The sequence below is a fragment of the Streptomyces sp. NPDC048473 genome, from assembly GCF_043200155.1.
Lineage (GTDB): Bacteria > Actinomycetota > Actinomycetes > Streptomycetales > Streptomycetaceae > Streptomyces.
This window is the reverse complement of record NZ_JBICXE010000033.1, coordinates 55,884-79,143: the sequence shown is the minus strand read 5'-3', so window position 1 is coordinate 79,143 and position 23,260 is coordinate 55,884. Positions and strand designations below refer to the sequence as shown.

General features: G+C 69.2%; 20 protein-coding genes and 1 pseudogene. 8 read left to right on the top strand and 13 right to left on the bottom strand.

All coding sequences use genetic code 11. From position 1 onward, the window contains the following. Positions 1 to 237: 237 nt before the first annotated feature. The 3 genes from ACGFU7_RS35985 to ACGFU7_RS35975 all read left to right on the top strand — a co-directional run bounded on the left by ACGFU7_RS35985 (position 238) and on the right by ACGFU7_RS35975 (position 3,084). Positions 238 to 1,023, top strand: coding sequence for an SDR family oxidoreductase (locus ACGFU7_RS35985; protein ID WP_393701653.1), 786 nt, complete (start codon positions 238 to 240; stop codon positions 1,021 to 1,023). Between the two features lie 151 nt (positions 1,024 to 1,174). Continuing rightward, positions 1,175 to 2,188: an SPFH domain-containing protein gene (locus tag ACGFU7_RS35980; protein WP_393701674.1), complete on the top strand. Its 1,014-nt coding sequence runs from the start codon at positions 1,175 to 1,177 to the stop codon at positions 2,186 to 2,188. After that, positions 2,185 to 3,084 carry a hypothetical protein gene (locus ACGFU7_RS35975; protein ID WP_393701652.1) on the top strand — a complete coding sequence of 300 codons (900 nt, stop codon included), beginning with the start codon at positions 2,185 to 2,187 and terminating at the stop codon, positions 3,082 to 3,084. Before ACGFU7_RS35980 ends, ACGFU7_RS35975 begins: the two co-directional genes overlap by 4 nt. On the opposite strand, the gene ACGFU7_RS35970 is transcribed toward ACGFU7_RS35975, so the two are convergent. Further along, positions 3,033 to 3,332 carry a hypothetical protein gene (locus tag ACGFU7_RS35970; protein WP_393701651.1) on the bottom strand — a complete coding sequence of 100 codons (300 nt, stop codon included), beginning with the start codon at positions 3,330 to 3,332 and terminating at the stop codon, positions 3,033 to 3,035. The genes ACGFU7_RS35975 and ACGFU7_RS35970 overlap by 52 nt on opposite strands. Positions 3,333 to 3,457: 125 nt before the next feature. Here ACGFU7_RS35970 and ACGFU7_RS35965 point away from each other — a divergent pair, with 125 nt between their 5' ends. Next, positions 3,458 to 3,964: an NUDIX hydrolase gene (locus ACGFU7_RS35965; protein WP_393701650.1), complete on the top strand. Its 507-nt coding sequence runs from the start codon at positions 3,458 to 3,460 to the stop codon at positions 3,962 to 3,964. 41 nt (positions 3,965 to 4,005) lie between these two features. Here the strand turns inward: ACGFU7_RS35965 and ACGFU7_RS35960 are convergent, their stop codons facing one another. Both ACGFU7_RS35960 and ACGFU7_RS35955 read right to left on the bottom strand, forming a co-directional pair. Further along, positions 4,006 to 5,112 carry a PP2C family protein-serine/threonine phosphatase gene (locus ACGFU7_RS35960; RefSeq protein ID WP_393701648.1) on the bottom strand — a complete coding sequence of 369 codons (1,107 nt, stop codon included), beginning with the start codon at positions 5,110 to 5,112 and terminating at the stop codon, positions 4,006 to 4,008. 114 nt (positions 5,113 to 5,226) lie between these two features. Continuing rightward, complete coding sequence (locus ACGFU7_RS35955) at positions 5,227 to 6,198, bottom strand: DUF4331 family protein (protein ID WP_393701646.1); 972 nt, start codon at positions 6,196 to 6,198, stop codon at positions 5,227 to 5,229. 188 nt (positions 6,199 to 6,386) lie between these two features. Between ACGFU7_RS35955 and ACGFU7_RS35950 the strand changes: the two genes are divergently transcribed. Both ACGFU7_RS35950 and ACGFU7_RS35945 read left to right on the top strand, forming a co-directional pair. Beyond that, complete coding sequence (locus ACGFU7_RS35950) at positions 6,387 to 7,148, top strand: metallophosphoesterase family protein (protein ID WP_393701644.1); 762 nt, start codon at positions 6,387 to 6,389, stop codon at positions 7,146 to 7,148. 127 nt (positions 7,149 to 7,275) lie between these two features. Then, positions 7,276 to 7,971 (top strand): formylglycine-generating enzyme family protein, encoded by a 696-nt coding sequence (locus ACGFU7_RS35945; RefSeq protein WP_393701642.1) that lies wholly within the window; start codon positions 7,276 to 7,278, stop codon positions 7,969 to 7,971. A gap of 52 nt (positions 7,972 to 8,023) precedes the next feature. Here ACGFU7_RS35945 and ACGFU7_RS35940 read toward each other — a convergent pair whose 3' ends face one another. Further along, the gene (locus ACGFU7_RS35940; RefSeq protein ID WP_393701673.1) at positions 8,024 to 9,265 is read right to left on the bottom strand and encodes a cytochrome P450; all 1,242 of its coding nucleotides are present in this window, start codon (positions 9,263 to 9,265) and stop codon (positions 8,024 to 8,026) included. Between the two features lie 132 nt (positions 9,266 to 9,397). Here ACGFU7_RS35940 and ACGFU7_RS35935 point away from each other — a divergent pair, with 132 nt between their 5' ends. Beyond that, positions 9,398 to 9,562 (top strand): hypothetical protein, encoded by a 165-nt coding sequence (locus ACGFU7_RS35935; protein WP_393701640.1) that lies wholly within the window; start codon positions 9,398 to 9,400, stop codon positions 9,560 to 9,562. On the opposite strand, the gene ACGFU7_RS35930 is transcribed toward ACGFU7_RS35935, so the two are convergent. From ACGFU7_RS35930 to ACGFU7_RS35890, 9 genes and pseudogenes are all read right to left on the bottom strand, one after another. Continuing rightward, positions 9,553 to 10,086 (bottom strand): GNAT family N-acetyltransferase, encoded by a 534-nt coding sequence (locus tag ACGFU7_RS35930; protein WP_393701638.1) that lies wholly within the window; start codon positions 10,084 to 10,086, stop codon positions 9,553 to 9,555. The genes ACGFU7_RS35935 and ACGFU7_RS35930 overlap by 10 nt on opposite strands. Before the next feature lie 122 nt (positions 10,087 to 10,208). Further along, a pseudogene (locus ACGFU7_RS35925) lies at positions 10,209 to 10,346 on the bottom strand (4-hydroxy-2-oxovalerate aldolase); the annotation flags it as partial. A 115-nt stretch (positions 10,347 to 10,461) separates the two neighbouring features. Further along, a complete protein-coding gene (locus ACGFU7_RS35920) occupies positions 10,462 to 11,778 on the bottom strand; it encodes an SGNH/GDSL hydrolase family protein (RefSeq protein ID WP_393701636.1) in 1,317 nt (438 codons plus the stop codon). Beyond that, complete coding sequence (locus ACGFU7_RS35915) at positions 11,775 to 14,207, bottom strand: glycoside hydrolase N-terminal domain-containing protein (RefSeq protein ID WP_393701672.1); 2,433 nt, start codon at positions 14,205 to 14,207, stop codon at positions 11,775 to 11,777. Before ACGFU7_RS35915 ends, ACGFU7_RS35920 begins: the two co-directional genes overlap by 4 nt. Positions 14,208 to 14,370: 163 nt before the next feature. Beyond that, a complete protein-coding gene (locus ACGFU7_RS35910; RefSeq protein WP_393701634.1) occupies positions 14,371 to 16,248 on the bottom strand; it encodes an alpha-galactosidase D in 1,878 nt (625 codons plus the stop codon). A gap of 122 nt (positions 16,249 to 16,370) precedes the next feature. Next, positions 16,371 to 17,294 carry a carbohydrate ABC transporter permease gene (locus tag ACGFU7_RS35905; protein ID WP_393701632.1) on the bottom strand — a complete coding sequence of 308 codons (924 nt, stop codon included), beginning with the start codon at positions 17,292 to 17,294 and terminating at the stop codon, positions 16,371 to 16,373. Then, positions 17,291 to 18,220 (bottom strand): carbohydrate ABC transporter permease, encoded by a 930-nt coding sequence (locus tag ACGFU7_RS35900; RefSeq protein WP_393701630.1) that lies wholly within the window; start codon positions 18,218 to 18,220, stop codon positions 17,291 to 17,293. The genes ACGFU7_RS35905 and ACGFU7_RS35900 overlap by 4 nt, the downstream gene beginning before the upstream one ends. Positions 18,221 to 18,239: 19 nt before the next feature. Further along, positions 18,240 to 19,553: an ABC transporter substrate-binding protein gene (locus ACGFU7_RS35895; protein ID WP_393701628.1), complete on the bottom strand. Its 1,314-nt coding sequence runs from the start codon at positions 19,551 to 19,553 to the stop codon at positions 18,240 to 18,242. 8 nt (positions 19,554 to 19,561) lie between these two features. Then, positions 19,562 to 20,737 (bottom strand): ROK family protein, encoded by a 1,176-nt coding sequence (locus tag ACGFU7_RS35890; protein WP_393701626.1) that lies wholly within the window; start codon positions 20,735 to 20,737, stop codon positions 19,562 to 19,564. Between the two features lie 178 nt (positions 20,738 to 20,915). Here ACGFU7_RS35890 and ACGFU7_RS35885 point away from each other — a divergent pair, with 178 nt between their 5' ends. Continuing rightward, positions 20,916 to 23,096 (top strand): alpha-galactosidase, encoded by a 2,181-nt coding sequence (locus ACGFU7_RS35885; protein ID WP_393701625.1) that lies wholly within the window; start codon positions 20,916 to 20,918, stop codon positions 23,094 to 23,096. Positions 23,097 to 23,260: the final 164 nt, after the last annotated feature.

The following is a 23,260-nucleotide window of genomic DNA, read 5'->3' as shown; positions in this document are numbered from 1 at the left end:
GCCGTGGTCCTCGCGTTTGCCGCCGCCCCGCTCGCGCCGCACGGTGGGGAGGGGGGGGGCGCACCACCGGGGCGGCGGGCCACTCCTCAGTAAGTCGCCGCCCGCCCGTGTTTCCTTCCCGGTCGCTCATCCCGCTCGGCCGAAGCGGCGACCATTCCGCCACTACCATGCCAAACAAACGATTGGTAGCTTTACGGACCCGATCGGCATGCACTTCGGCCACAGCAGAGGCGGACCATGGACATCGGCAATCCCATCGACTTCACGGGACGCGCAGTGCTCGTCACCGGCGGCACGAAGGGCATCGGTGCCGCGATCACCGAGGCCTTTCTCTCCGCCGGCGCGGATGTACTGATCTGCGGGCGCAGCCGGCCGACAGAGCTCCCGGGCAGCGGCACCCGGCAGCCGCACTTCCGCGCAACCGATGTCCGCGACCCGGCGGCCGCCGCGGCGCTGGTCGACACGGCGGTCGAACGGTTCGGGCGGCTGGATGTGCTCGTCAACAACGCGGGCGGCTCCCCCGATGCCGACGCGGCCACCGTTTCGCCGCGGTTCGTCGAGAAGATCGTCGCGCTCAATCTGCTGGCCCCGTTCTATGTGGCACAGGCCGCCAACCGGATCATGCAGGGCCAGAGCGAGGGCGGCTCGGTCATCAACATCGGCAGCGTCTCCGCGCACACCCCCCAGCCGGGCACGGCCGCCTATTCGGCGGCGAAGGCCGGCCTGCTGGCACTGACCCGGGCACTGGCTCTCGAGTGGGCGCCGAAGGTGCGCGTCAACCACATCACGACCGGGCTGATCCGCACCGAGAGCGCGGCATCGGTGTACGGGCAGGACGGTGGCGCCGCGGTGGCCGGGGTGATTCCGATGCGACGGATGGCCGTGCCGGACGATGTGGCGCGTGCGTGCCTGTATCTGGCGGGCGGTCTGGCTCCGTACGTCAATGGCGCCGATCTGGCGGTGCACGGCGGGGGCGAGGTGCCGGCCAGGTTCCTCGCCGCAAAGGGCGGACAGGGCGGCTGAGGCACGGGAATTGCGGTGAGCGACGGATCACCGGCGGCGGGCACCGGCGCGCCGAAGGCGGACATGCGCACGGACGATCATTCTCGTCCCCTTGACGATATCGACCTTCCCCTCTTATCGTCTTCATGACGAGAACAAGGGGGATCCCGACATGGCCGACATCACCCGGCGCTTCGGCTGGCGCCATCTGCGCTCCGCACCCACTGCCCACATCCGCCACCACAACCGCGGCCAACTCGCCCACGACGGGCCGGGGCTGAGTTTCTGGTACCGGTCACTGACCGCCGCACTTTCGGAAGTGCCGGTCAACGACCGGGAGTTGGCGATGGCCTTCCACGCCCGGACGTCCGACTTCCAGGACGTCACCGTGCAGGCCACCGTGACGTACCGGATCAGCGACCCGGCCGAGGCCGCCGCCCGCCTGGATTTCTCCGTCGACCCGGACACCGGGGTCTGGCGCGGCGCACCGCTGGAGCAGATCGCCACGCTGCTCACCGAGACCGCTCAGCAGCACACCCTGGACGTACTGGCCCGGACAGCGCTGGCCGTGGCCCTGGTCGACGGAGTCGCCTCGGTACGTGACCGGGTCGCGGCGGGGCTCGCCGCCGAACCCCGGCTGCCCGCCACCGGAATCGACGTGGTCGCGGTGCGGGTGGTCGCCATCCGGCCCGAGGCCGAGGTGGAGCGCGCCCTGCGCACCCCCGCCCGCGAGCAGATCCAGCAGGAGGCCGACCGGGCCACCTACGAGCGCCGTGCCGTGGCCGTGGAACGGGAACGGGCCATCGCCGAGAACGAGCTCGCCAGCCAGATCGAACTGGCCCGCCGCGAGGAGCAGTTGGTCGAGCAGCGCGGCACCAACACCCGCCGCGAGGCCGAGGAGAACGCCGCGGCCGACAAGGTACGCGCCGAGGCCGAGGCGGCACGCAAGGTGCGGCTGGCCCGGGCCGAGGCCGAGGCCGCCCGCGAGGTCGGCGCCGCACGCGCGGAGTCCCAGGCTGCCTGGCTGCGGGTGCACGGCGAAGTGGACGCCGCGACCCTGCACGCCCTGGCGGCGACCAGGCTCGCCGAGAACCTGCCGCGCATCGACAGCCTCACCCTCTCCCCCGACGTCCTCACCAGCCTGCTCAGCAAGCTCGGCAGGACCGGTCCGGAGCCCCGGGCATGAGCCTCGCCCCGCGCGCTGTACTGGTCCACCGCACCACCGAGTACGAGGAGTTGCTGGCCCGGCACGGCACGCACGGCCAGGCCGCGTTCTTCCTCTCCAGCCGTGGCCGGTCCATCGACGAGGTGGCCCTGCGGCACCGGCACACCCAGCAGGCGCTCGCCGATGTGGCGGCGGCCGTACCGCTCCAGTGGCGCCAGTCTCGGGTGGAGCGCGCCGATCTCGACCGTTTCCTGTTCGCGCCCGAGGACGTGGTGGTCGTCGTCGGACAGGACGGACTCGTCGCCAACGCCGCCAAGTATCTGTCTGGCCAGCCCGTCGTGGGCATCGACACCGACCCCGGACGCAATCCGGGCGTGCTCGTACGCCACCGGCCCTCCGACGCGGCCGCCCTGCTCCGGGCGGCCGCATCCCCCGGCGGCGCGGCGGACGAACTCACCATGGTCGAGGCGGTCGCCGACGACACCCAGCGCCTCCTCGCCCTCAACGAGATCTACCTCGGGCCGCCCGGCCACCAGACCGCCCGCTACCGGCTCGGCCCCGACGCGCCCGATGCCCCCACCGAACCGCAGGCCTCGTCCGGCGTCCTGGTCGGCACGGGCACCGGAGCCACGGGCTGGCTCCGCTCACTGTGGCAGGAACGCCACAGCGCCCTGCGGCTCCCGGCACCCACCGACCCGCGGCTGCTCTGGTTCGTCCGCGAGGCCTGGCCCTCGCCCGCGACCGGCACCTCACTGGTCGCGGGCGAACTGGGGCGTGGTCAGGGGCTGAGGCTCGCCGTCGAGTCCGACCGGGTGGTGGTCTTCGGTGACGGGATGGAGACGGACGCGCTGGAACTGGCATGGGGTCAGACGGTTCGGCTGGGCATCTCGGACACATCGCTGCGGCTGACCGTCTGACGGCCCGAACCAGGCACTTCACGAGGGCAGTTGTTGCGCCGGTACCGCTCTCCTCCGTCGAGGACGAGCGGGCACCTGCACAGCCGGCGCACGACCTTCACCGCCGGAGACTTCCAGATCTCCCGCTGCGCCGCATGGTCCTCGTCCCCGCCCGCCTTGTCGAAGACGAAGCGGCTCCATCTGGGCCGGTACGCGAGCGAGTACGGCCGGCTCACCCGCCACGGCAGCTGACCGGCCGCGGCGAACACCGGGCCTCCGCCGGGCGGCAGGCCCCTTCGGTGGGTCGGCGTGCGGTTGTACGTAGGCTTCCGGGTGCACCGGAGTGCCGAGGCCTCGCGCCCGTGACACCCCATGCCCACCCGCAAGGAGCACCATGGACACCACCCCCACGGACACCTTCTCGCGCAACGCCCGTCCGCCGCTGGCGCAGGCGGCGCTCGGCGTGGGTGTCATCGTGCAGGACGCCCGGGGGCGCGTTCTGCTCGGCAGGCACCACAGCGGAACCTGGGAACTTCCCGGCGGCAAGGTCGACCCGACCCATGAGTCCATCGCCGCAGCCGCGGTCCGTGAACTCCGCGAGGAGACGGGCCTGGAGGTCGACGTGGACAGCGTGACGGTCTTCGCCATGCTCCACGACGTGGTCGCGGGCATCAACCGTGTGTCGATGGCTGCCGTGGTGACCCTGGAATCGGGGAGCCCGCAGGTGACCGAGCCCCATCTGATCAGCACCTGGCAGTGGACCGGACTCTACGCTCTGCCGGGTCCGCTCTTCGGTCCCTCGGCGCAGGTACTCGCGGCCTGGCGCCCGGATCTCTCGATCGAGCACCCTCCCGCGCACCGGCTGACCGTCTCGGCCACCGAAGACGCCTCTCGGCCTTGATCCAGTAACCATCTGCCTGGGGCTCGTAGGCGGAGTCGGCTTCAGCCGAGCCGGTGGCCGCCGCGCCGGGCGACGGCGAGGATGGCCATGTCGTCCTGGTGACTGTCGCCGCTCCAGCGTGCGACATCCGCGGTCACCGCGTGGACCAGGTCATCGGGGCCCGTGAAGCGGGCGCCGGTCAGCGCGGCGGACGCACACGGGTCATAGAAGGCGCCCGTCCGGTTGCGTGCCTCGGTGACGCCGTCGGTGATCATGAGCAGCAGCGCGCCGGTCGGCAGTGGGAAGACATCGGTGAGCGCCTCGCCGTCGGGTGCCCAGGCCGTCCCCAGCCCCATGCCCAGGGGCAGCTGCGGGCGAGTGGCGTCGAGCCGTACGATCGCGCCGTCGTGGATCAGATACGGGCCCGGATGGCCACGGTTGACCAGGCGCAGCAGCTCGCCGTCGCCGGAGACCTCGGCCAGCACGGCCGTGGTGAAGTCCTCGCCGGATGTCTCGTTTCCCCTGCGGCCCGACTCTCTGCTCAGCGCGTCGTCCAGGCGCTGAGCCAGCTCGGCCAGCGTGGGGGCGTTTTCGGCCTCCTGACGGAACGCACCGATCGCCACCGAAACGGATGCGACCGCCTGGAGTCCCTTGCCCTTCACATCCCCGATGATCATGCGCACGCCGTACGGAGTCTCCTGCACCGCGAAGAGGTCGCCGCCGATTCTGGCCTCGGCCTGTGCCGGGGTGTATCCGGCGGCCACGGCGAGCGGCCCGGCCTGCGACGGCGGGTCCGGCAGAACCGCCAGCTGCACAGCCTCCGCGATGACCCGCGCCCGTGCGAGATCCCGCCCCTGACGCCGCAACAGCAGGTTGACCGCGAGGGCCAGAATTCCGATGAGGCCGATCACGGCGAGATCGACGAAACTCTCCGACACGGAACGCCCCTGGACGATGTCCAGCCCCACCGAGACCGCGCAGGCGAGGCTCGCGACGAGGACGCCGGCCCTGAACGACAGCATGGCTCCGGCGATCAGCGGCGCCGCGGCCAGGAGCGGGAGCCCCATGTACGGCTGGGGCGCGAGGATGTTCAACAGCACGCCCGACACCAGGGTCGGCACGACGAGCAGCCAACCCGCCCACGCCGGTGTGCGCCGACTCTCCTTCACCTGTGCTCCCTGTCGCTCCCCCTCCAGGCCCCGAACTTGAACGTATCACCCAAAATATCCCCATATAAGGACGCCGTCGGCCCTCCTGGTGCTGACCTCCGCACCCGTCCCGGCCTACCCGGCCGGCGGCGCCGGGTGAGGGGCACCGAGGTACGGGAATTCGGGGAGCAGGTCGGTGTGGGGGCCGATGTGGTCGCTGTTGACCTTGCCGTCGGTGACCATGGCCAGGCGGGCAGAGGTGACGTCATCGGTGAGGGTGCGGCCGTTGGGGTAGGCGGCGGGCTTGGTCCGGTCGTAGCGCAGGACGTCCGGCAGAACGGCGTGCAGGGCCTGCTCGGCGGCCTGCGGGTCGTAGCCGCCGAAGTGCTGGAGGGCTGCGGTCCACGGCTGGCGATAGGTGTCCCAGTCCGTCGCGGGTTCGCCCCGGTTGTAGGCCTCCTTGGCATCGTCCTCGGCGTTGAAGTACGCGGTCAGGGACGGGTGGGCGCCGCGGTCGACGGACGTGAGCTGTCCGTCCTGGTGCAGGCTCACCCGCGCCCACACCCCGATCACCGGTCCGGCGGCGAGTTCGGCGTCCGGCGTCTCCAGCACGATGCCGAGGACGTTCTTGTCGGCACCCCAGTCCGTGCCGGTCCACTGGAACTCCTTGACGATGCCGTCGAGGTCGGCGAAGAACGGGTCACTGCGCAGACCGGCAAAGAACATGTAGGGGCCGGATTCGATCACGACCGGCTCCGGGCCTGAGCCGACCGGGGCGTCAGCGATGATCAGCTCGCCCGCGGCCTCGTGGGCGCGGGCCTGCGCTCCGGTCGCCCGGTGAACGGTGGCGGTCTGTTTCCCGTCTTCCGGCGCGGAGAACACGAAGCTGAACGCCACGTCGGCCTGATGGTCGCCATCGGTGTCGATGTTGATCCGGTACACCGCGTCCGGGTGGAAAGCCGCACCGTCGGCGGTCGCGACCGGATAGGCGTTCATGATCAGTACGGTGCGGTCGCCCGGGACGCCGAACGCGAAGAGGTCGGTCAGGTCGAGCCGGGCATCGTCCATGGGGGACCGCAGACCGGACCCACTGAGGTGATGAGACATGACCCCAGCGTCCGCCAGGCGCACCTGCACCAACCTGCAGCGGGACCGCAGGCAGGCCCGGGGTCATCCGCCTGGCCGCAGGGCGCCGAGGTCGGCCACCACCCGCGAACGCCCAGGCGCTCGGCTTCTGGCTACGCGTCAGGCGAACGCTCTCACCTCTCGGCTGCTTTCGCCCCACAGTTGTGACCATGCTGAATCGAGTAGCCGTTCTCTCCGACATTCACGGAGTTCTGCCCGCCTTGGAGGCGCTGCTCGCCGAGCCGGACGTGAGCAGCGCGGATCGCATCGTGCTCACCGGCGACATCACCGCCGGGCCGCAGCCGAATCAGGTTCTCGACCTGCTGACCGGTCTCGGCGACCGCGCCGTATGGATCAGCGGCAACGCCGACCGCGAACTCCTTGAGTACCGCCGTGGGCAACGCGACTCGATCCCGGATCCGATCGCCCCCTGGGCCGCCGAACAGCTGCGCGAGGATCACCTCGACCTGCTCGGCTCGCTGCCACGATCGCTCTCCCTCTCCGTGCGCGGCCTGGGAAAGGTGCTGTTCTGCCATGCCACCCCCCGTGACGACGAGGAGGTCGTCCTGGTCGACTCCCGCCTCGGCCTCTGGAAGGAGGTCCTCAGCGGAGTCGATGCCGATGTCCGCACCGTCGTCTGCGGCCACACTCATATGCCGTTCGTCCGCCTCGCCCACGGCCGGCTCGTGATCAACCCCGGCAGCGTCGGCATGCCGTACGGAAGGGCCGGAGCCCACTGGGCCGTCCTCGGCCCCGGCGTCGAACTGCGAACCACGGACTTCGACATCGAGACTGCCGCAGCTCGGATCGGCCGGGACTGCGCCTATCCCGAAATCGCCGAGTGGGCCGACTACTTCCTGCACGCCCGCGCAACGGACGAAGACGCTCTTGAGGCCTTCGCCCCACGGGACGGCCGCGACCACGCGCCATGACACCCACCCTCTTCGGGTGACAGCGGTACAGATTCAAGCGCCGGCAGTCTGAACTGTTGTTCGCTGCCGTTGCGTTCCGGGCTGTATCGTCACTTGGTCGATGCGCCGAAGCACATGAGGAGCCGCGATGAGCCTTGAATCCTTACTACTCCGACAGCCGATCGCCGAGGGCATGAGGGGCATCCCTGCCGGGGAGATCGTTCTGCGGGACGAGGGCACGAAGACGAACTGGAACGTCGAGGTCGGGGCCTTCCGGCTGGCGCCGTATCCCGTGACCCGTGAGCTGTACCGCGCCGTTCTGGGCGAGGCGCCGACGAGTTCGGCGGGGCCGCGGACACCCGTGACCGAGGTCTCCTGGAAAGACGCGGTCCGGTTCTGCAATCTGCTCTCGCGGGCGACGGGACTCGGCCCCTGCTACTCGATCGGCGACGACCCCGACGGGCAGGACGTGGTCTGCGACTGGGAGGCCGACGGCTATCGGCTCCCGTCCGAGGCGGAGTGGGAGTACGCCTGCCGGGCCGGGACCTCCGGTGCACGCTACGGAGAGCTGGACGAGATCGCCTGGTACCGCGGCAACTCCGGCAGTGAGGTGCACGATGTCGCGACCAAGGCGCCCAACGCATGGGGCCTCCACGACATGATCGGCAACGTGTGGGAGTGGTGCTGGGATGTCTACGATCCCCAGGTCTACGGCCCGTACCGCGTGTTCCGTGGCGGAGGTGGATACGATCACCCCCGCGGTTGCCGGGCATCATGCCGCCGCAAGAGTCACCCGACGCTGCGCATCGACGACCTCGGGTTCCGACTCGCCCGATCGCTCTGAGCGGGGGACCCGTGACGCGTCCGGCCGACGCCACCCGCCCGGCGCACATGGTTCAGGAACGGCTGCCAGCGGTCGCGTCATCGAATGTGAAGGTGACCGGCAGGCGTTCCGGGCCCCTCAATCCGCCCGGCCGCCACCGCAGTTCGTCCGGGGGCACGGCAAGGGCGAGGCCGGGAAGGCGGCGCAGGGCGGTGCCGATGGCGATCTGGCCCTCGAGCCGGGCCAGCGGTGCGCCCAGGCAGTAGTGGATGCCGTGTCCGAACGCGAGGTGGGCGTTGTCCTGCCGGGCGATGTCCAGGCGGTCGGGTTCGGGGAAGTGCTCCGGGTCGCGGTCGGCGATGGCGGAGGCGACCAGCACGGTCGCGCCGCGCGGGATGTTCACTCCCGCGATGGTGACGTCCTCACGCGCGAACCTGGCGATGCCGGGGTTGACCGGTCCGTCGTAGCGCAGGAATTCCTCGATCGCGCCCGGCAGCAGCGCCGGGTCGTCCCGCAGCATCCGAAGCTGGTCGGGGTGGGCGAGCAGTGCGGCGATGCCGCTGCCGATCAGGTTGACCGTGGTGATGTATCCGGCCACCAGCAGCAGGAAGGCCATGGCGATCAGCTCGTCCTCGTCCAGCCGCTGCTCCTCGTCCCGAGCGACGGTCAGCGCGCTGAGCAGGTCGTCCCCGGGCCGCGCTCGTTTGGCCTCCAGGAGCTTGGTCAGGTACGAGCGCATCTGCCGCCACGCCGCGTCCATCCGGGCCGGGTCCGGCGGCTCGATCCCCCGGAGGATCAGGTCGTCGGTCCACTGCTGGAAGTCGTACCGGTCGGTCGCGGGCACCCCGAGCAGTTCGCTGATCACGGTGACCGGAAGCGGCAGCGCGTAGCTCTCGATGAGGTCGGCGCGACCGGCCGGCGCGATCGCGTCGAGCAGCCGGTCGGCGATCTCCTGGACGCGGGGCCGCAGCTCGGCCACCCTGTGCGCGGTGAACGCCTTGGAGACCAGGCGGCGCAGGCGGGTGTGGTCGGGCGGATCGGAGCGGAGCATGTTGCGCAGCACGGACTCGCGGTCGGTGGCGGGCAGCCGCTCGATGAGCCGGGGATCCGAAGCATCGCGGACGTCGCTGCTCAGCTGCGGGTGGGACAGGGCCATGAGGCCGTCTTCGTACCGCGTGACCAGCCAGGCTTCCAGGCCGCCGGCGATGACGGCGCGTCGTACCGGGCCGTCATCGCGAAGCTGTCGGTAGAGCGGAAAGGGGTCCGCCACGAAGGCCGGGTCGGCGTAGGGCAGGAGGACCGGCTGCTGGCTCATCATGCCTCCCGTAGGGCGTTGCACCTTTTCACACGCACTTGAACCGCTTTGAGCGGATGCATCCCAGCGTAATGGCCCGGGGCGCCACCGAAGGGAAGGGCGACACGAGTCGACGGGGCCACTCAGCCCTGCGTGACCGTGCGGGAGCCGGACACGGCCCCGCCGTCCGGCGCGTCCGGGCGCTCGCCGAGGCCGCCGCCCTCGCCGCACGGATCGCCCGAGGCGAGGACCGCCGCGGACGGGGCGGACGAGCTGCTGCAACTGTGGGCGGAGCGGTTCCTGGGGGCTCAGCCCTGAGACCGCGCGCCCCGCAGATCATGGACGTACCAATTGAACAAGGCGCCGTCCGCTTCCGGGAACTGCTTGAGGTAGGTGAAGCCCGCCCGCCGCGCGACCGCCAGCGACGCATCGTTCTCCGGGTCCGCCTTGATCACTCCCTGCGTCGCACCGGCGGCCGCCGCGTATCCACGGACCAGGGCGACGGCGCGGGTCGCGAGGCCCTGGCCACGCCAGTCCGGATAGAGGCCGTAGGCGATGTTGACCTGCCCGGGCGCCAGGCCCGCCGACTCGAACCGCAGGTCGATGCTGCCTGCCAGCACCTTGGGGTCCCCCGCCCGTATCCCGAAGGCGCGCAAGGGTCCGTCGGCGGCCCACTGTTCCATGCAGTGCACGATGTACTTCTCGACACCGGCCCGGGTGCCGGGACCGCCGCTGAGCCAGCGCACCAACTGCTCGTCCTCGCCCGCCAGATGGGCGTCGACATCGTCCAGGCGCAAGGGGGACAGGGTGACGACACCGTCCGACAGTTCCACGTCTCGCATGGCGCAACCCTTGGCTCCCCGGCGCCGTGCCCGCAATCGAATATCGCGCCGCACCGGGCGGAGGCCGGACCCCGCTCGGGATCCGGCCTCCGCCGGGTGTGGCACGCCCGGCCGGCCCAGCCCGCCGCCGCGGCCTTCAGGTAGAGGGCGATGTTGTTGATCATGTCCTCCTGGCCGTCGGCCATCTTGCGGCGGCCGACCTCCACAAGTACTGCGCGGGTGCCCAGGCCGTAGCGGGCCGCTGCGCTCTCGGCGTGGCGCTCACAACCTTCCCGACCTCGGCGTACTGCTGCCCGAACTGGCGCTGCTCGTCAACACCCGCGCCGAGGTCCACGACTTTCGGCCCGGACGGTATGAGATGTGTGCGCTCCCGGCTCAGCGGTCGCACTGCAGGGCGGACAGATCGACGGCGTCGGCCATCGCCTGCATGCCCTTGTCGTTAGGGTGGAGATGGTCGCCGCCGTCGAAGAACGGCAGGATCAGCTGCTGGTCGTACGGATTGCGCGTGATCTTGTCGAAGTCCGTCACGGCGTCGAGTTCGCCACTGTTCCTGATCCAGTCGTTGACGCCCTGGCGCACGGCCTCGACGGCGGCGTCGTACTCGTACCAGCCCTTGAACGGCATGACGGTCGCGCCGACGACACACTTGCCCGCCGCGTGCGCCCGGTCGATGATCTGCTGATAGCCGGCGATCATGTCGTCCACCGCGACGCCGGTGTGGGCCTTGATGTCGTTGATGCCTTCGAACAGGAACACCGTGCTGACCCCGGGCTGGGAAAGTACATCACGCTGCAGCCTGTTCAGCGCTGCCTGCCCGGCGCCGTCCGCGAGCACCGTGTTGCCCGAGATGCCTTCGTTCGCCACTCCTTTCACGGTGACGCCGGACGCGGCCTGAAGCCGCCGGGAGAGATAGTCGGGCCAGCGGCGGTTCTGGTCCGTGGTCGAGGCCCATCCGTCGGTGATCGAGTCACCGAGGGTCACCACCGAGCTGACCGCCGTGGGCGTCTGCACACTGACGGCGTCCAGCCAGTACCAGGAGCCCATCGGATCGGTCCAGTTGGCCGCACCCTCCTCGGCGGCGTGGTTGCCCGCAGCCGCATAAGAGGTCTGCATCGCCATGCCGTGACCGGTCGTCGGCCCCTGGGCACCCGTCACATACAGGCTGATGACCAGATCGCTCCGGGCGGCCAGCTTCCCGGGCAGCGAATCGCTCAGCACAGTCTCACCGGCCGGGACGGTGACGGACGCAGCCCCGCCGAACGTCAGCTGACGGTTGGTGCCGTGGACGAGCTCCGCGCCCTGCTTCTGCAGTCCCGCGTAGGCGCTCGCGAAGGTCACCGGGTGGTCACCGAAGGCGTTGGACAGCCGGATACGCATGTCCATGCCGCCGACGCTGGTGCGCACGATCATCCGATAGCTGCGGTCGACGGGCCCGGCGCCCTGCCGGTCGGCACTGGCGCCCCAAGTGACCACGGAGTGCCCGGTCTGCCCGGCCGGAGCCGCCGCCTCGGCCGCCGCGCTCTGCGCCTGCGCATCCGTCCCCCTCGGGGCCTGCGGCCGCGCCTGCGCGGCCGACGTGGCGGCCAGGGGTCCGCACACCGCCACGATCAGCGTGGAGACGACACTCACCGCGCGGCGCCGGTACGCGGACCGCACCCTGCGTCCGGTGAGGTGCGCCGAGTCGGTGCTCATCCGAGATTTCGCAGCGTGAGGGACTCGCCCGGCTTGAGGCTGAGCTTTCGCGAGGTGGTGCCGGCGAAGACGGTCGTGCTGAGGCCGCCGACGCTCTTCAGCGTCGCCTGGGTGACCTTGCCGTTCTTCCAGCTGATGTCGGCAACGAAGCCGCCACGGACACCCACGCCGGACACCGAGCCGGATGCCGCCCAGGCGGCGGGCAGCGCGGGCAGCAGCTCGACGTGGCCCGGCCGCGAGTAGACCAGCATCTCGATGATCGCGGCGGGGGTGCCGAAGTTCGCATCGATCTGGAAGATGCCGCGGCCCTGCTCGACCTCGTAGATGTCGAAGAGGTTCATCGCGCTGCCGTTGCTGCCGTCCGCCGAAGGTTTCAGGTTCTGGACGACGAGCTTGTACGCCTTCTCCGCGTCCTTCAGCCTCGCCCAGCACAGGCTGCGCCAGGCGTTGGCCCAGCCGAAGCTGTTCATACCGCGCGCGGTGAGCAGGGCCGTCGCCCCGTCGAGGATGTCCTTCGGCGTCGAGTCGTCCGGACGGATCCTGTCGCCGGGGAAAAGACCGAACAGCGGGGAGAGGTGCCGGTGTGTGGTCTCGCCGAGGTTGTCGGGCGACATCCACTCCTCCAGCCAGCCCGTCTTGGGGCTGACCACGGGCAGGTACAGGCGTTCACGCAGAACGTCGATGGTCTTGCTGTAGCCGGTGTCCTTGCCGAGCGCCTGGGTCACGGTGCGGTAGTTGCCGAAGAGGTTCCACACCAGTTCCTGCGCGTACGTGATGCCCTTGGCGTCGAGCGGGCCCTGCTCGGGCGACCAGTCGCTGTCGGCTATCAGGACCTCGCGCGAGGCTCCGGACCCGTCGGTGACGCTCGTGGTGATGAGGCGGGCCTCCCAGAACTGCACGGCACCCTTGATCAGGGGGTAGACCTTCTTGAGGTAGGAGCGGTCCTGGGTGTACTCGTAGTGCTCGAACAGGCTCTGGCAGAGCCAGGCATTGCCGGCCGGGTGCCACCACCAGCCGCCTCCGCCGTAGGGGTTGGTGGAAATGGCCACGGTCCAGCCGGCGATCTTGCCGCTGGAGTTGCGGTACCTGTTGGCCGAGGTGTTGAACAGCCGCTGGGTGACGTCCGTCCAGGCGGGCAGCTGCGCGAGGCAGTAGTCCGCGAAGGCGTCGAAGCAGTCGGACAGGCCCGCCCGGTCGGCCATCCAGTAGTTCATCTGGATGTTGATGTCGGTGTGGTAGTCGGCCATCCAGTCCGGGGCGTTGCCGTCCAGCCACGGGCCCTGGAGGCCCATCGGCAGGCTGCCCCGCGATCCGGAGATCATCAGATAGCGGCCGAACTGCAGGTAGGCAGCCTCCAGCTCCGGGTCGGGCACGTCGTCCCGGTAGCGCGCCTGCACCCGCTCCCAGGTGTCCAGTTCGCGCTGTGCGGCGGACGAGGTGCCGAGGTTGATGTCCAGCTGTTCGTACACCGGACGGAAGTCGGCGACATGGGTGTGCAGCAGGGTGCTCGCGGAGTGGCCGGCCGCGTTCAGGACCTTGGTCCTGGCGAGGCGCTCCGGGTCCACGGACGGGTCGCGGAACTTGGCGGACGCGTCGGGCGCGTAGTCGGTGCCGCCGCTGACGACGACGGTGAGGTCCTTGCAGCTGCTGAAGGAGATCGACGTACCGCTGACGGCGACCTTTCCGGTGCTGCTGTAGGCGGTGACGGCGGCGCCGTACTTCAGGCCGTTGGCGAAGGAGGCGCCGAATGACGCGTAGCGGCCTGCGCTGTTGGCGGTGGTGGACTCGCCATGGGTGCCGGCGAGGGAGACGGTGCCGGTGTAGGCGCCGCCGCCCTGCTGGGAGAAGTACAGGACGATGGCGTCGTCGGGGAGGCTGGCGAAGACCTGCCGCCGGTAGGTGACACCGGAGATGACGTACGAGGCACTGACCAGGCCCTGCGCCAGGTCGAGGGAGCGGCGGTAGTCGTTGACGGAGCCCAGGTCGTGGTCGGGGATGTCGACGGTGAGCTTGGCCAGCAGGGTCAAGGAGCCGAAGTCGTCGCGGCCGTAGGGGAACTGGCCGTCGCTCTGCAGCGTGTCGTTGAGACCGCCGGTCCACAGGGTGGCGTCGGTGATCATCAGAAGTTCACTGGCGGGGTCGTTGCCGACGAGCGCCCCGAGGCGCCCGTTCCCGACCGGCAGCCCCTGCTCGATCATCGAGTTGGAGGAGCCGGGAGCCTGCCACCACAGCTGGTTCTTCGCAGCGTCGGTCTCGGACAGCATGGGCGACTCGGTGGGACGGAGGGGGGCCGCCGAGGCGGTGAAGGCGGGCAGGCCGCCAAGTGCAGTGGCCGCGCCGGCAGCTGCGGCGAGAGCGAGGAAGCCCCTGCGGCTGGGGCGGTTGTCGCGTGATTCGGTGTGCTGGATGTCCACGGTTGTGCACTCCATATCCGGGAAATGCGTGTGCGGGAACGACGGCCGCGGGCCGTCGGCGATTCGTCGGAAGAGCACTCGATGAGCGTGTGGGGCGCCCAGGGGCGCCGGGGACCGCGTGAAGCCGGTCGCCGGGTGCGGGGCCCGGGTCGTGTCACCGGGCCCCGCGGGAAGTACGTCAGACGGACTGCAGTACGTCGATCTTGTCGATGTCAGGTGCGTATCCGCTGCCGCTGTCGAAGGTGATGGTGTTCGAGCCGGCCTTCAGTGCCAGCTGGACGCTGACGGTCTCGGCCGTGCTCCAGTCGCCCGTCGAGGGGAACTTCAGGCCGGTGCCGTTACCGCTGTTGGAAAGGACGGTCACCGAGCGGGAGTCGCCGCTGACGTAGGCGACCTTGACGGTGTAGATCCCGTCCTTCCTCACCGTGACGTCGTTGAACCGCAGCTTGCCGCCGGAGTAGAGGTCGCCGACCTTCTTGCCGCCGGAGCAGGCGTCGCATCCGGTGACGGAGGCGTTGCCCGACAGGGTGTTGGCCGCGGCCTCGGCCTCGTAGCTCGTGGTCGCCGGCGTGGTGCCGGCGGGCTTGACGGTGAACAGCCGCGAGCCGTGCGCGGGCAGCGCCGCGGTGATCTTGTTCTTGTACGTCCCGAGGTTCGACTTGTTCCACAGATCGCGTACGGAGGCGTTGCCGGCGAATCCGAAGGAAGCCCAGTCGGCCGTGACGGAGGCCGGCGAGTCGCCGAGGTTGAACAGGGCGACGGTGTAGCTGCCGTCGGCGTTCTTGGTACCCCAGACCTGCTGGTCGCCCACCGGGGTGACCGGACGGGCGACGGGCGAGGTGTTCTGGTCGACGGCGATGACTTCCTTGTTGGTCAGCAGGGAGACGCCGTAGCTGTCCAGCCTGGTGAGGTCGTCACCGGTGAACAGCGGCGACTTGTTGATGGCCCACAGGGTCATGTAGCTCTGCCGCTCGGCCTTGGTGAGGCCGTCCATCTCTCCGTTGCCGACGTCGATGGCGTCGAGGTCGTTCCAGCCGCCCGGGCCTGCCTTGCTGCTCCACGCCGGGGCGTCGTCCCACCGGTCGTCGACCGAGTTCTCCCAGGTGACAAGGGTGTTGCAGTAACACTCGACGTCGGTGTCGATGCGCCAGCCGTTGGAGTACTTCTTCCAGTCGGCGGCGTGGCCGATGTCGAGCGACCAGGAGAGCTCGAGGTGGATCGAGCGCCCGGCGGTAGCGATGGCCTTTTGCCAGGCGGCGACATCGGGGACGTTGTTGTAGTTGTCACCGGACTTGAACGAGCCCGGGCCCACGCCGTCCAGCTTGAGGAAGTCGTAGCCCCAGTCGGCGAACTGCTGCGCCTGCGAGTCGATGTACTTCTGCGCACAGGGGTTGTCGAAGTCCAGCTTGTAGGCGTTGTCCCAGCCGTTGGTGGTGCGCAGGTCCGAGTAGACGATGTCCGCGGTGGTGCAGCCGGCGGCATTCCAGATCGGCACCTTGCCGTCGCCGTACGCCCCCTTCTCCAGGCCGACGGGCAGGTAGATGCCGGCCTTGAGGCCCTTGGAGTGGATGTGGTCGGCGACCGACTTCATGCCGTGGGGGAAACGGACCGGGTCCGGCGTCTGCCGGCCGTACTGGTCGAACCCGGTCTTCCAGTTGTTGTCCATCCACCAGCCGGCATCGATGTTGACGTGGTTGTAGCCGTACTTCTTCAGCTTGGAGGCGAGGGCGTCAGTCTGCTTCAGGACGTTCGCCTCGGTGAGGTAGCTGTAGTCGCCGTTCGGGTTCAGGCCCGGGTACTTGGAGGACTGCATGCTCCAGCTGGACCAGCCCATGTACGGCGTGGTGGCGAGGCCGGACGTGGCGTCCTGCGTGGTCGCGGCCTGGGTGGAGGCGGCGGTCGTGGAGGCGGTGGAGGCGGCCTTGGCCGGGGTGGTGGCGGCGGTGACTGCCGTGACGAGTCCGGCCGTGACGGCCAGGACCAGCATGGCTCTTGTGGTCCGGCGCACGGAGCGGGCGGGAACTCCGGGCAGGGCTGGGTACGAGGATGACCGCATGGGTCGGACCTCCTGTTGTCGGATCACTGGGACAGCGCGGTGGAGCCGGGCAGGGGACGTGCGTTCCGGACGCCGGTGGGGCCGACCGGTCGCAATGCCCCTCGGGACGTCGGGTCGGCGGCTCAGCCCTTGCCCGAGCCGATGGTGAGCCCGCTGATGAACTGGCGCTGGAGCGCGAAGTACACCAGCAGCGTGGGGATCGCGGTCATGAGAGCACCTGCCGCGATGAGGTTCGGGTTGGTGAAGTACTGGCCCTGCAGGTTGGCCAGGGCCGAGGTGACCGGACGCTTGTCACCCGTCTGGATCAGCACGAGGGACCAGAAGAAGTCGTTGTAGATCCAGATGGATTCCAGGGTCGCGAGTGCCGCGAACGCCGGGCGGCACAGCGGCAGCACGATCTGGAAGAACTGGCGCCGCACCGGGGCACCGTCGACGAGAGCGGCTTCGAAGATCTCTTTCGGGATCGTCTTCATGTAGTTGCTGAGCACGAACGTGCAGAAGCCGCACTGGTAGGCGATGTGAATGAAGATGATGCCCCAGGGCGAGTTGTAGACAAGCAGGGAATCGCTCATCCACGACGGCAGCGGTATCAGAAGGTACAGCCGGTACAGCGGCGTGATCAGCACCTGTGCGGGGATCAGGTTTCCCGCGGTGAAGAGCATCAGCAGCACGATGTTCCAGCGGAAGTCGAACCGCGAGACGAAGAAGGCCACCGCCGAGGCGAACAGCAGGGTACCGAGGACCGCCGGAATGGCGATGAGCACCGAGTTCCAGAAGAAGTGCGGCATCCCGGACTGACTCCAGGCGTCCGAGAAGTTCTGCAGGCTGATGCTGCGCGGCCACGACAGATAACCGTGCTTCGTTGTGTCGGAGTAGGGCCGCAGAGAGGTGTAGACGGCCCACAGCAGCGGGACGAGCCACAGCAGCGCGATGCCGCCGAGCATGATGTGCCGTCCGGTCTGCCGCTTCGGCCCCCTGGGGGAGCCGGCGGTACGCGTGAGCGGGGTGCGTGACCGGGAGACCGGCGGTGTGGCGGTCGCGGTCACTGGTCCTCCTTACGGAATGTCTGGAACAGGAACGTCCCGATCGCGGCCAGGGAGACCAGGAGCAGGATGACCGCGAGGGCGGACCCGTATCCGATATGGCTGGACTCGCCGATGATGTTGTCGCTGATGAGCAGGGACAGGAGCTCCATGCCGGGCTTGCTGCCGGTTCCGCCGCCGAGCACGTAGACGATGTCGAAGGCGCGCAGGGACTCCATGACGGTGACGACCAGGATGATGACGTTGACCGGCTTCATGGCCGGCAGCACCACCCTCATGAAGGTCTGCCGCCCGTTGGCGCCGTCGAGCGCGGCCGCCTCCTTCAGGGCGGGGTCGAAGCCCTTCAGCCCCGCCAGGTAGAGGATCATGATGTAGCCGGCGTGCCGCCACCCGGAGGCGACCAGTACGGCCCACAGGTTCAGGTTGTGATCGCCCAGCCAGTCGATGTGCTGGCTGATCACACCGTTCAGCAGGCCGGTGTCGGGGTTGTAGATGATCTCCCAGATGAAGCCGACGACCGCCAGGGACAGCACCATCGGCATGAAGATCGCGGTCTGGTAGACCCGGGTGAAGCGGATCTTGCGGTCCAGCTGGTAGGCCAGGAAGACACCGAACGGGGTGGGCAGCAGTGCGGTGAACAGCAGCCAGATCACGTTGTGCCTGACGGCCGGCCAGAACGGCGGGTAGTTGGTGAAGATCTGGTGGTAGTTGTCCAGTCCGACCCAGTGGATGTCGGACAGGGAGAGGCCGTCCCAGCTGGTGAAGGACAGACCGATGGAAGCCAGCGCCGGCAGCCACACGAAGACCAGCAGGGCCAGCAGCGGAATGCCGACGACAACCGTCAGGAAGAGGCGGTCACCAGGACCGAGCCGGCGAGGACGAGGGTGTGCGCGCGACGACGACCGAGGCGCGGTACGCACGGAGGACATGGTGAACCTCTCCGGTGGATCAGGCCGTGAAGAAGCGCGAGCGCTGAGACTCGATCTTCTTGAGCAGGGCCGAGCCGTCGTCCGGGTGGCTCAGCCACTCGGTGAAACCGGGCTCGACCACGGTTGAGATGAATCCCGGGTCGCTGTCGCGGTCCCCGAACTGGGTGATGTGCTTGGCACCGGCGATGAGTTCGGCGGACTTCTTCTGCAGGGCGTTGTACGAGCTGGTGTCGGCGCCGGAGTTGACGGCGACGTTGCTCGGATCGATGCCCATGTAGAGGTTCTCTGCCTTGGCACTGCCGAGGAACTCAAGGAACTTCTTGGCGCCGTCGAGGTTCTTCGGCTTGCGGCTGAGCATGAAACCGTCGGTGGGCGCCTCGACCGTGTCCTGACCGTACGTCGGGTCGATCTCCGGGAACGGGAAGAAGTCGATGTCGGAACGCAGTGACTCGTCCGTGATCTGCTGGCCGAGGAAGAGGCCGATGACGGCCATGCCGGACTTTTTGTCGAGCAGCGACTGCGCGGCGTCCTGCCAGGAGCGGCCACCCGCGCCCGTCTGGTAGTACGGGGTGAGCTCGCGCCACAGGTCGATGGTCCTGACGGCGCGCTTGTCGGTCCAGGAGACCTGGCCCCGCATCAGGGACATGTGGAAGTCGTAGCCGTTGGCGCGAAGGTTGAGGTAGTCGAAGGTGCCGAGGATGCTCCAGCTGTCGCCGCCGCCGTAGCCGGAGGCGATCGGAGAGAGGCCGTCCTTCTTCATCTGCTTGGCCAGCGCGGTGAACTGGCTCCAGTTCGTGGGGACCTGGTAGCCGTACTGCTTGAAGACGCTCTTACGGTAGAAGACGGCCCACGGGTAGTTGTAGAGCGGGACGAAGTAGTACTTCCCGTCCTCGCCCTTCGACAGCTGCTTGGCCGCGTCGCTGTAGCCGGCGCCTATCTTGTCCCACACCTCGTCGATGGGGCCGGCGAGGCCCTTCTTGGCGAAGTACTGCATGCGGTAGCCGGCGAACCAGGTGAAGACGTCTTCCGGGGTGCCCTGCAGATAGGTGGAGATGCTCTTCTGGAATGTGTCGTGGTCGACGGTGTTCGTCTTGACCGTGAGCTTGCTGTCCTTCTGGAAGGCGTCCGTCACCGCGGTGTATGCCTTCTTCGGTGTGGCGTCCGCGCCGTTCGACCCGAAGGTCACCGTCTTCGGGTCGGACGCGGCCCCTCCACCGCAGGCGGCAAGGGCGGGCACGGCCAGGGCAGCGGCCCCGACACCGAACAGCCCCTGGACCACCTTTCTGCGGTGAAGACCTGCGGGGGTCTGAGGGATGCGGCTCTGCAGCGTCATCGCTACTCCTAGTACGTGTCTGATCCGATAAAGGACTGGATCGCGGTGGCCGCGGCCCCGCGTGCCCACTCCTCGAAAGGCAGCGGACGTGTCATCACGTCACACTGCGCGGCGGTGCCGAAGGCGGACGCGGCGAACGCGTCGCGGATGCCCTCGGCGAACAGGTCGTATGCGGCCAGGCCCTCGCCGGAGATGATCACTCGCTCGGGGCCGAGGACGTTGACCACGGAACCGATGGCCCTGCCGATGGCCTCGCCGGCCCGTGCGTAGACCTCTCGGACCCCGGGGTCCTTGCTGTGGGCCAGTTCCAGCGCCTCGGCTGCGGTGGCCACGGGCTTGCCCGTGGCCTTGCGCACTCCGCGCAGGATCGCGGGGTCTGCCGCGATGGCCTCGACGCACCCGTTGTTGCCGCAGTGGCAGGGCGGTCCGAGCGGGTCGATGGACAGATGTCCGATCTCGCCGGCCACGCCGTGCGCGCCCGACACCACCCGTCCGTGCACCACCAGGCCACAGCCGATGCCCGCTCCCACGGTCACCAGGGCGAAGTTCGAGAGTCCGACTCCGGCACCGAACCACTGCTCGGCGACCGTGAGCGCACGCACGTCGTTGTCGACCGTGACCGGCAGCCCGGTCGCGGTCTCGACGATCTCGGCGAGCGGTATGTCCCGCCACTCCAGGAAGGGCGAGTAACGGACCACACCGTCCGCACGGTCCACGTCACCCGAGACGGCGATGCCCAGCCCCCGCACCTGCACACCGAATCCATCGGCCTCCGTGAGGAGTTCCTGCACCAGCGCGATGATGGAGGGCAGCACCGCCTCCGGCTCGCGGTCCGTGAGCCGTACGTGCCGGGCGACACGGATACGGCAGCACAGATCGGCAAGGACGGCGATGATCTCGTCGCCCGTCACCTTGACCCCGATGAACAATGCCCTGCCCGCGTCCACCCGTACCGGGTTGGCCGGACGCCCGAGAGCAGGCCGCGCCGCCTCGTCCACGCCCTCGACCAGATAGCCGGCCTCCATCAGCGGGCGCACCGCCTTGGTGACCGCGGCCGAGGACAGTCTCGTCCGCCGCGCAATCTCGGTCCGGGTGAGAGGGCCATGGGAGAGCACGGTCGTGAAGACCAGGGAAGCGGCCGGCGTCGTCGCCGGGACCGCCTCATGAGGAGAGGTCGAGGACATGGCCGGAAACCTAGGGTGGTTATTTTCCTCTGTCAATGAAAGAAACAGACTCTTTCGAAGAACCTTGTATGCGTGCCCAGAACCTGTGAAAGCCGAGCCAGGGTTAGGTATTGACAGTCAATCCAAGGGGCGGTTGGCTGCTCACCGCTCCTGTGGCTCTATCTGAACGTGAGGTTCAATGCCTGCGATCTCCTTCGCCCCGACCTCCGGCGTCTGGCTGCTCTGCACCCCGCGCACGTCGTACGCGCTGCGGATCGACGACACGGGAGCGCCCTGCCATCTCGCGTGGGGACCACGGCTGACCCTCGCGGCAGCCGGGGAACTCGTGCCCCCTCCGATTCCGGAGATCAGCAGCTTCGAAGGCCGTCCCGCGGCCGGCGAGGAACTGCCTGTCGACGGCGGGGCCCGGTACGGAGCGCCATCCCTCCGGGTGCAGTTCGCCGACGGCACCCGCGCCTTCGAGTGGGAGCCCGTGGGCCACCGGATCGGCGAACCGGCGCCCGGAACAGCCGAACTTGCCCTGAAATTCCGTGACCGCCACTACCCGCTGGGGGTCACCCTGCACTACCGCGTCCATGACGACACCGATGTCATCGAGCGCTGGACCGTGCTGCACAACACCGGGCAGGAGCCGCTCTCCGTGCTGCGCGCGGACTCGGCCGCCTGGACGCTGCCGCCGCGCGACGACTACCGGATCAGCCATGTCACGGGCCAGTGGTCGGCGGAGGGTCTGCTGCACCGGGAGCCGCTGCCGCGCGGCGAGACCGTGCTCACCAGCAGGCGCGGCATCACCAGCCACCACGCCAACCCATGGGTGATGCTGGACGCCGGCGACGCCACCGAGGACCGGGGCGAAGTGTGGAGCGCGGCCCTGGCCTGGAGCGGAAGCTGGCACACCACCGTGCAGCGCACCCCCGACGGACGTACGGCCTTCACCGGCGGAGCAGGGCATGACGGGGCGTCACTGCCGCTCGGCCCGGACGAGGAGTATGCGACCCCGCGCTACGCGGCCGTGTACACCGACGGCGGCTTCGGAGCAGCGAGCCGCGCCTGGCACGCGTACATCCTGACCCATGTGCTGCCGCACCCCGACGAGTTGCGCCCGGTACTGTTCAACTCCTGGGAGGCCACCGGCTTCGCTGTCGACGAGGCCGGACAGAAGGCGCTTGCGGCACGGGCGGCGGAGCTCGGCGTGGAGCTCTATGTCGTCGACGACGGCTGGTACGGCGGCCGCCGCGACGACACGGCCGGACTCGGCGACTGGGCACCGGCCGCCAAGGGCTTCCCGGACGGGCTCACCCCGCTGATCGACGAGGTCCACCGGCTCGGCATGCGCTTCGGCCTGTGGGTGGAGCCCGAAATGGTCAACCCGGACAGCGACCTGTACCGCGCGCACCCGGACTGGGTACTGCACTTCCCGCACCGCACCCGCACCGAGCTGCGCAACCAGCTGGTGCTCAACTTCGGGCGCGACGACGTCGCCGAGTGGGCCTACGGCTGGCTGACACGGCTGGTCGCGGACAACGGCATCGACTTCCTCAAGTGGGACATGAACCGCGCCTTCAGCGAGGCCGGCTGGCCCGGTCGCGAGGCCGGCCAGGACGTGCTGTGGACGAGGTACGTGCACAACCTCTACGGCGTCATGGACCAACTGCGCGCGGACCACCCGGGGCTGCGGATCGAGGCGTGCAGCGGGGGCGGCGGCCGCGTCGACCTGGCCATCCTCTCCCGTACGGACCAGGCGTGGCCGTCCGACAACACCGACGCGGCGGACCGGGTCTCCATCCAGCACGGCTTCAGCCAGATCTACCCGGCACGGACGATGGCGACCTGGGTGACGGATGTGCCCAACCAGCTCACCGGCCGTTCGGTGCCACTGCGTTACCGCTTCCATGCCGCGATGGCGGGCGTACTTGCGGTGGGCGGCGATCTCGCGCACTGGACGGCGGAGGAGCTCGTACAGGGAGCCGAGCTGGTGGCGGAGTACAAGACGGTGCGTCATATTGTTCAGCACGGCACCCAGCACCGGCTTCGCGGTCCCGTCGACGACGCCCCGTCCGCCGTGCAGTACACCACCGCGGACCGGCGGGAGGCCTTCGTGTTGGTGTGGCAGCGGGCGCCGCGCCACGGCACGCCGCGCCCCGCCCTCAGGCTCGCCGGCCTGGACCCCACCGCGCGCTACCGGGACGCCCGGACGGGCGCTGTGCATCACGCGTCCGTACTGACCGCGTACGGGATCACGCCCGAGCTGCCGTCCGGAGACTGGTCCAGCACATCACTGCACCTGATCAGGGTGGACGACGAGGCGAAGAACGGTACTGGTCGGGCCACAGGACCCGAGAGGCGGCGTCCGAGGTGATGTCGAACGCGTCGAGTCCGACCTTCCGGCGGCTGGGCCGGTGGGCGTGGCGCTGAGCCTGCTGACGGACGGCACTCCGCCGGCCGGGACGCAGACCGTCCGCCGACTGCTCGCGTACGACACGCTCACCTCGACAAGCCCCACGAGCGGTCCCCCGGCCTCGG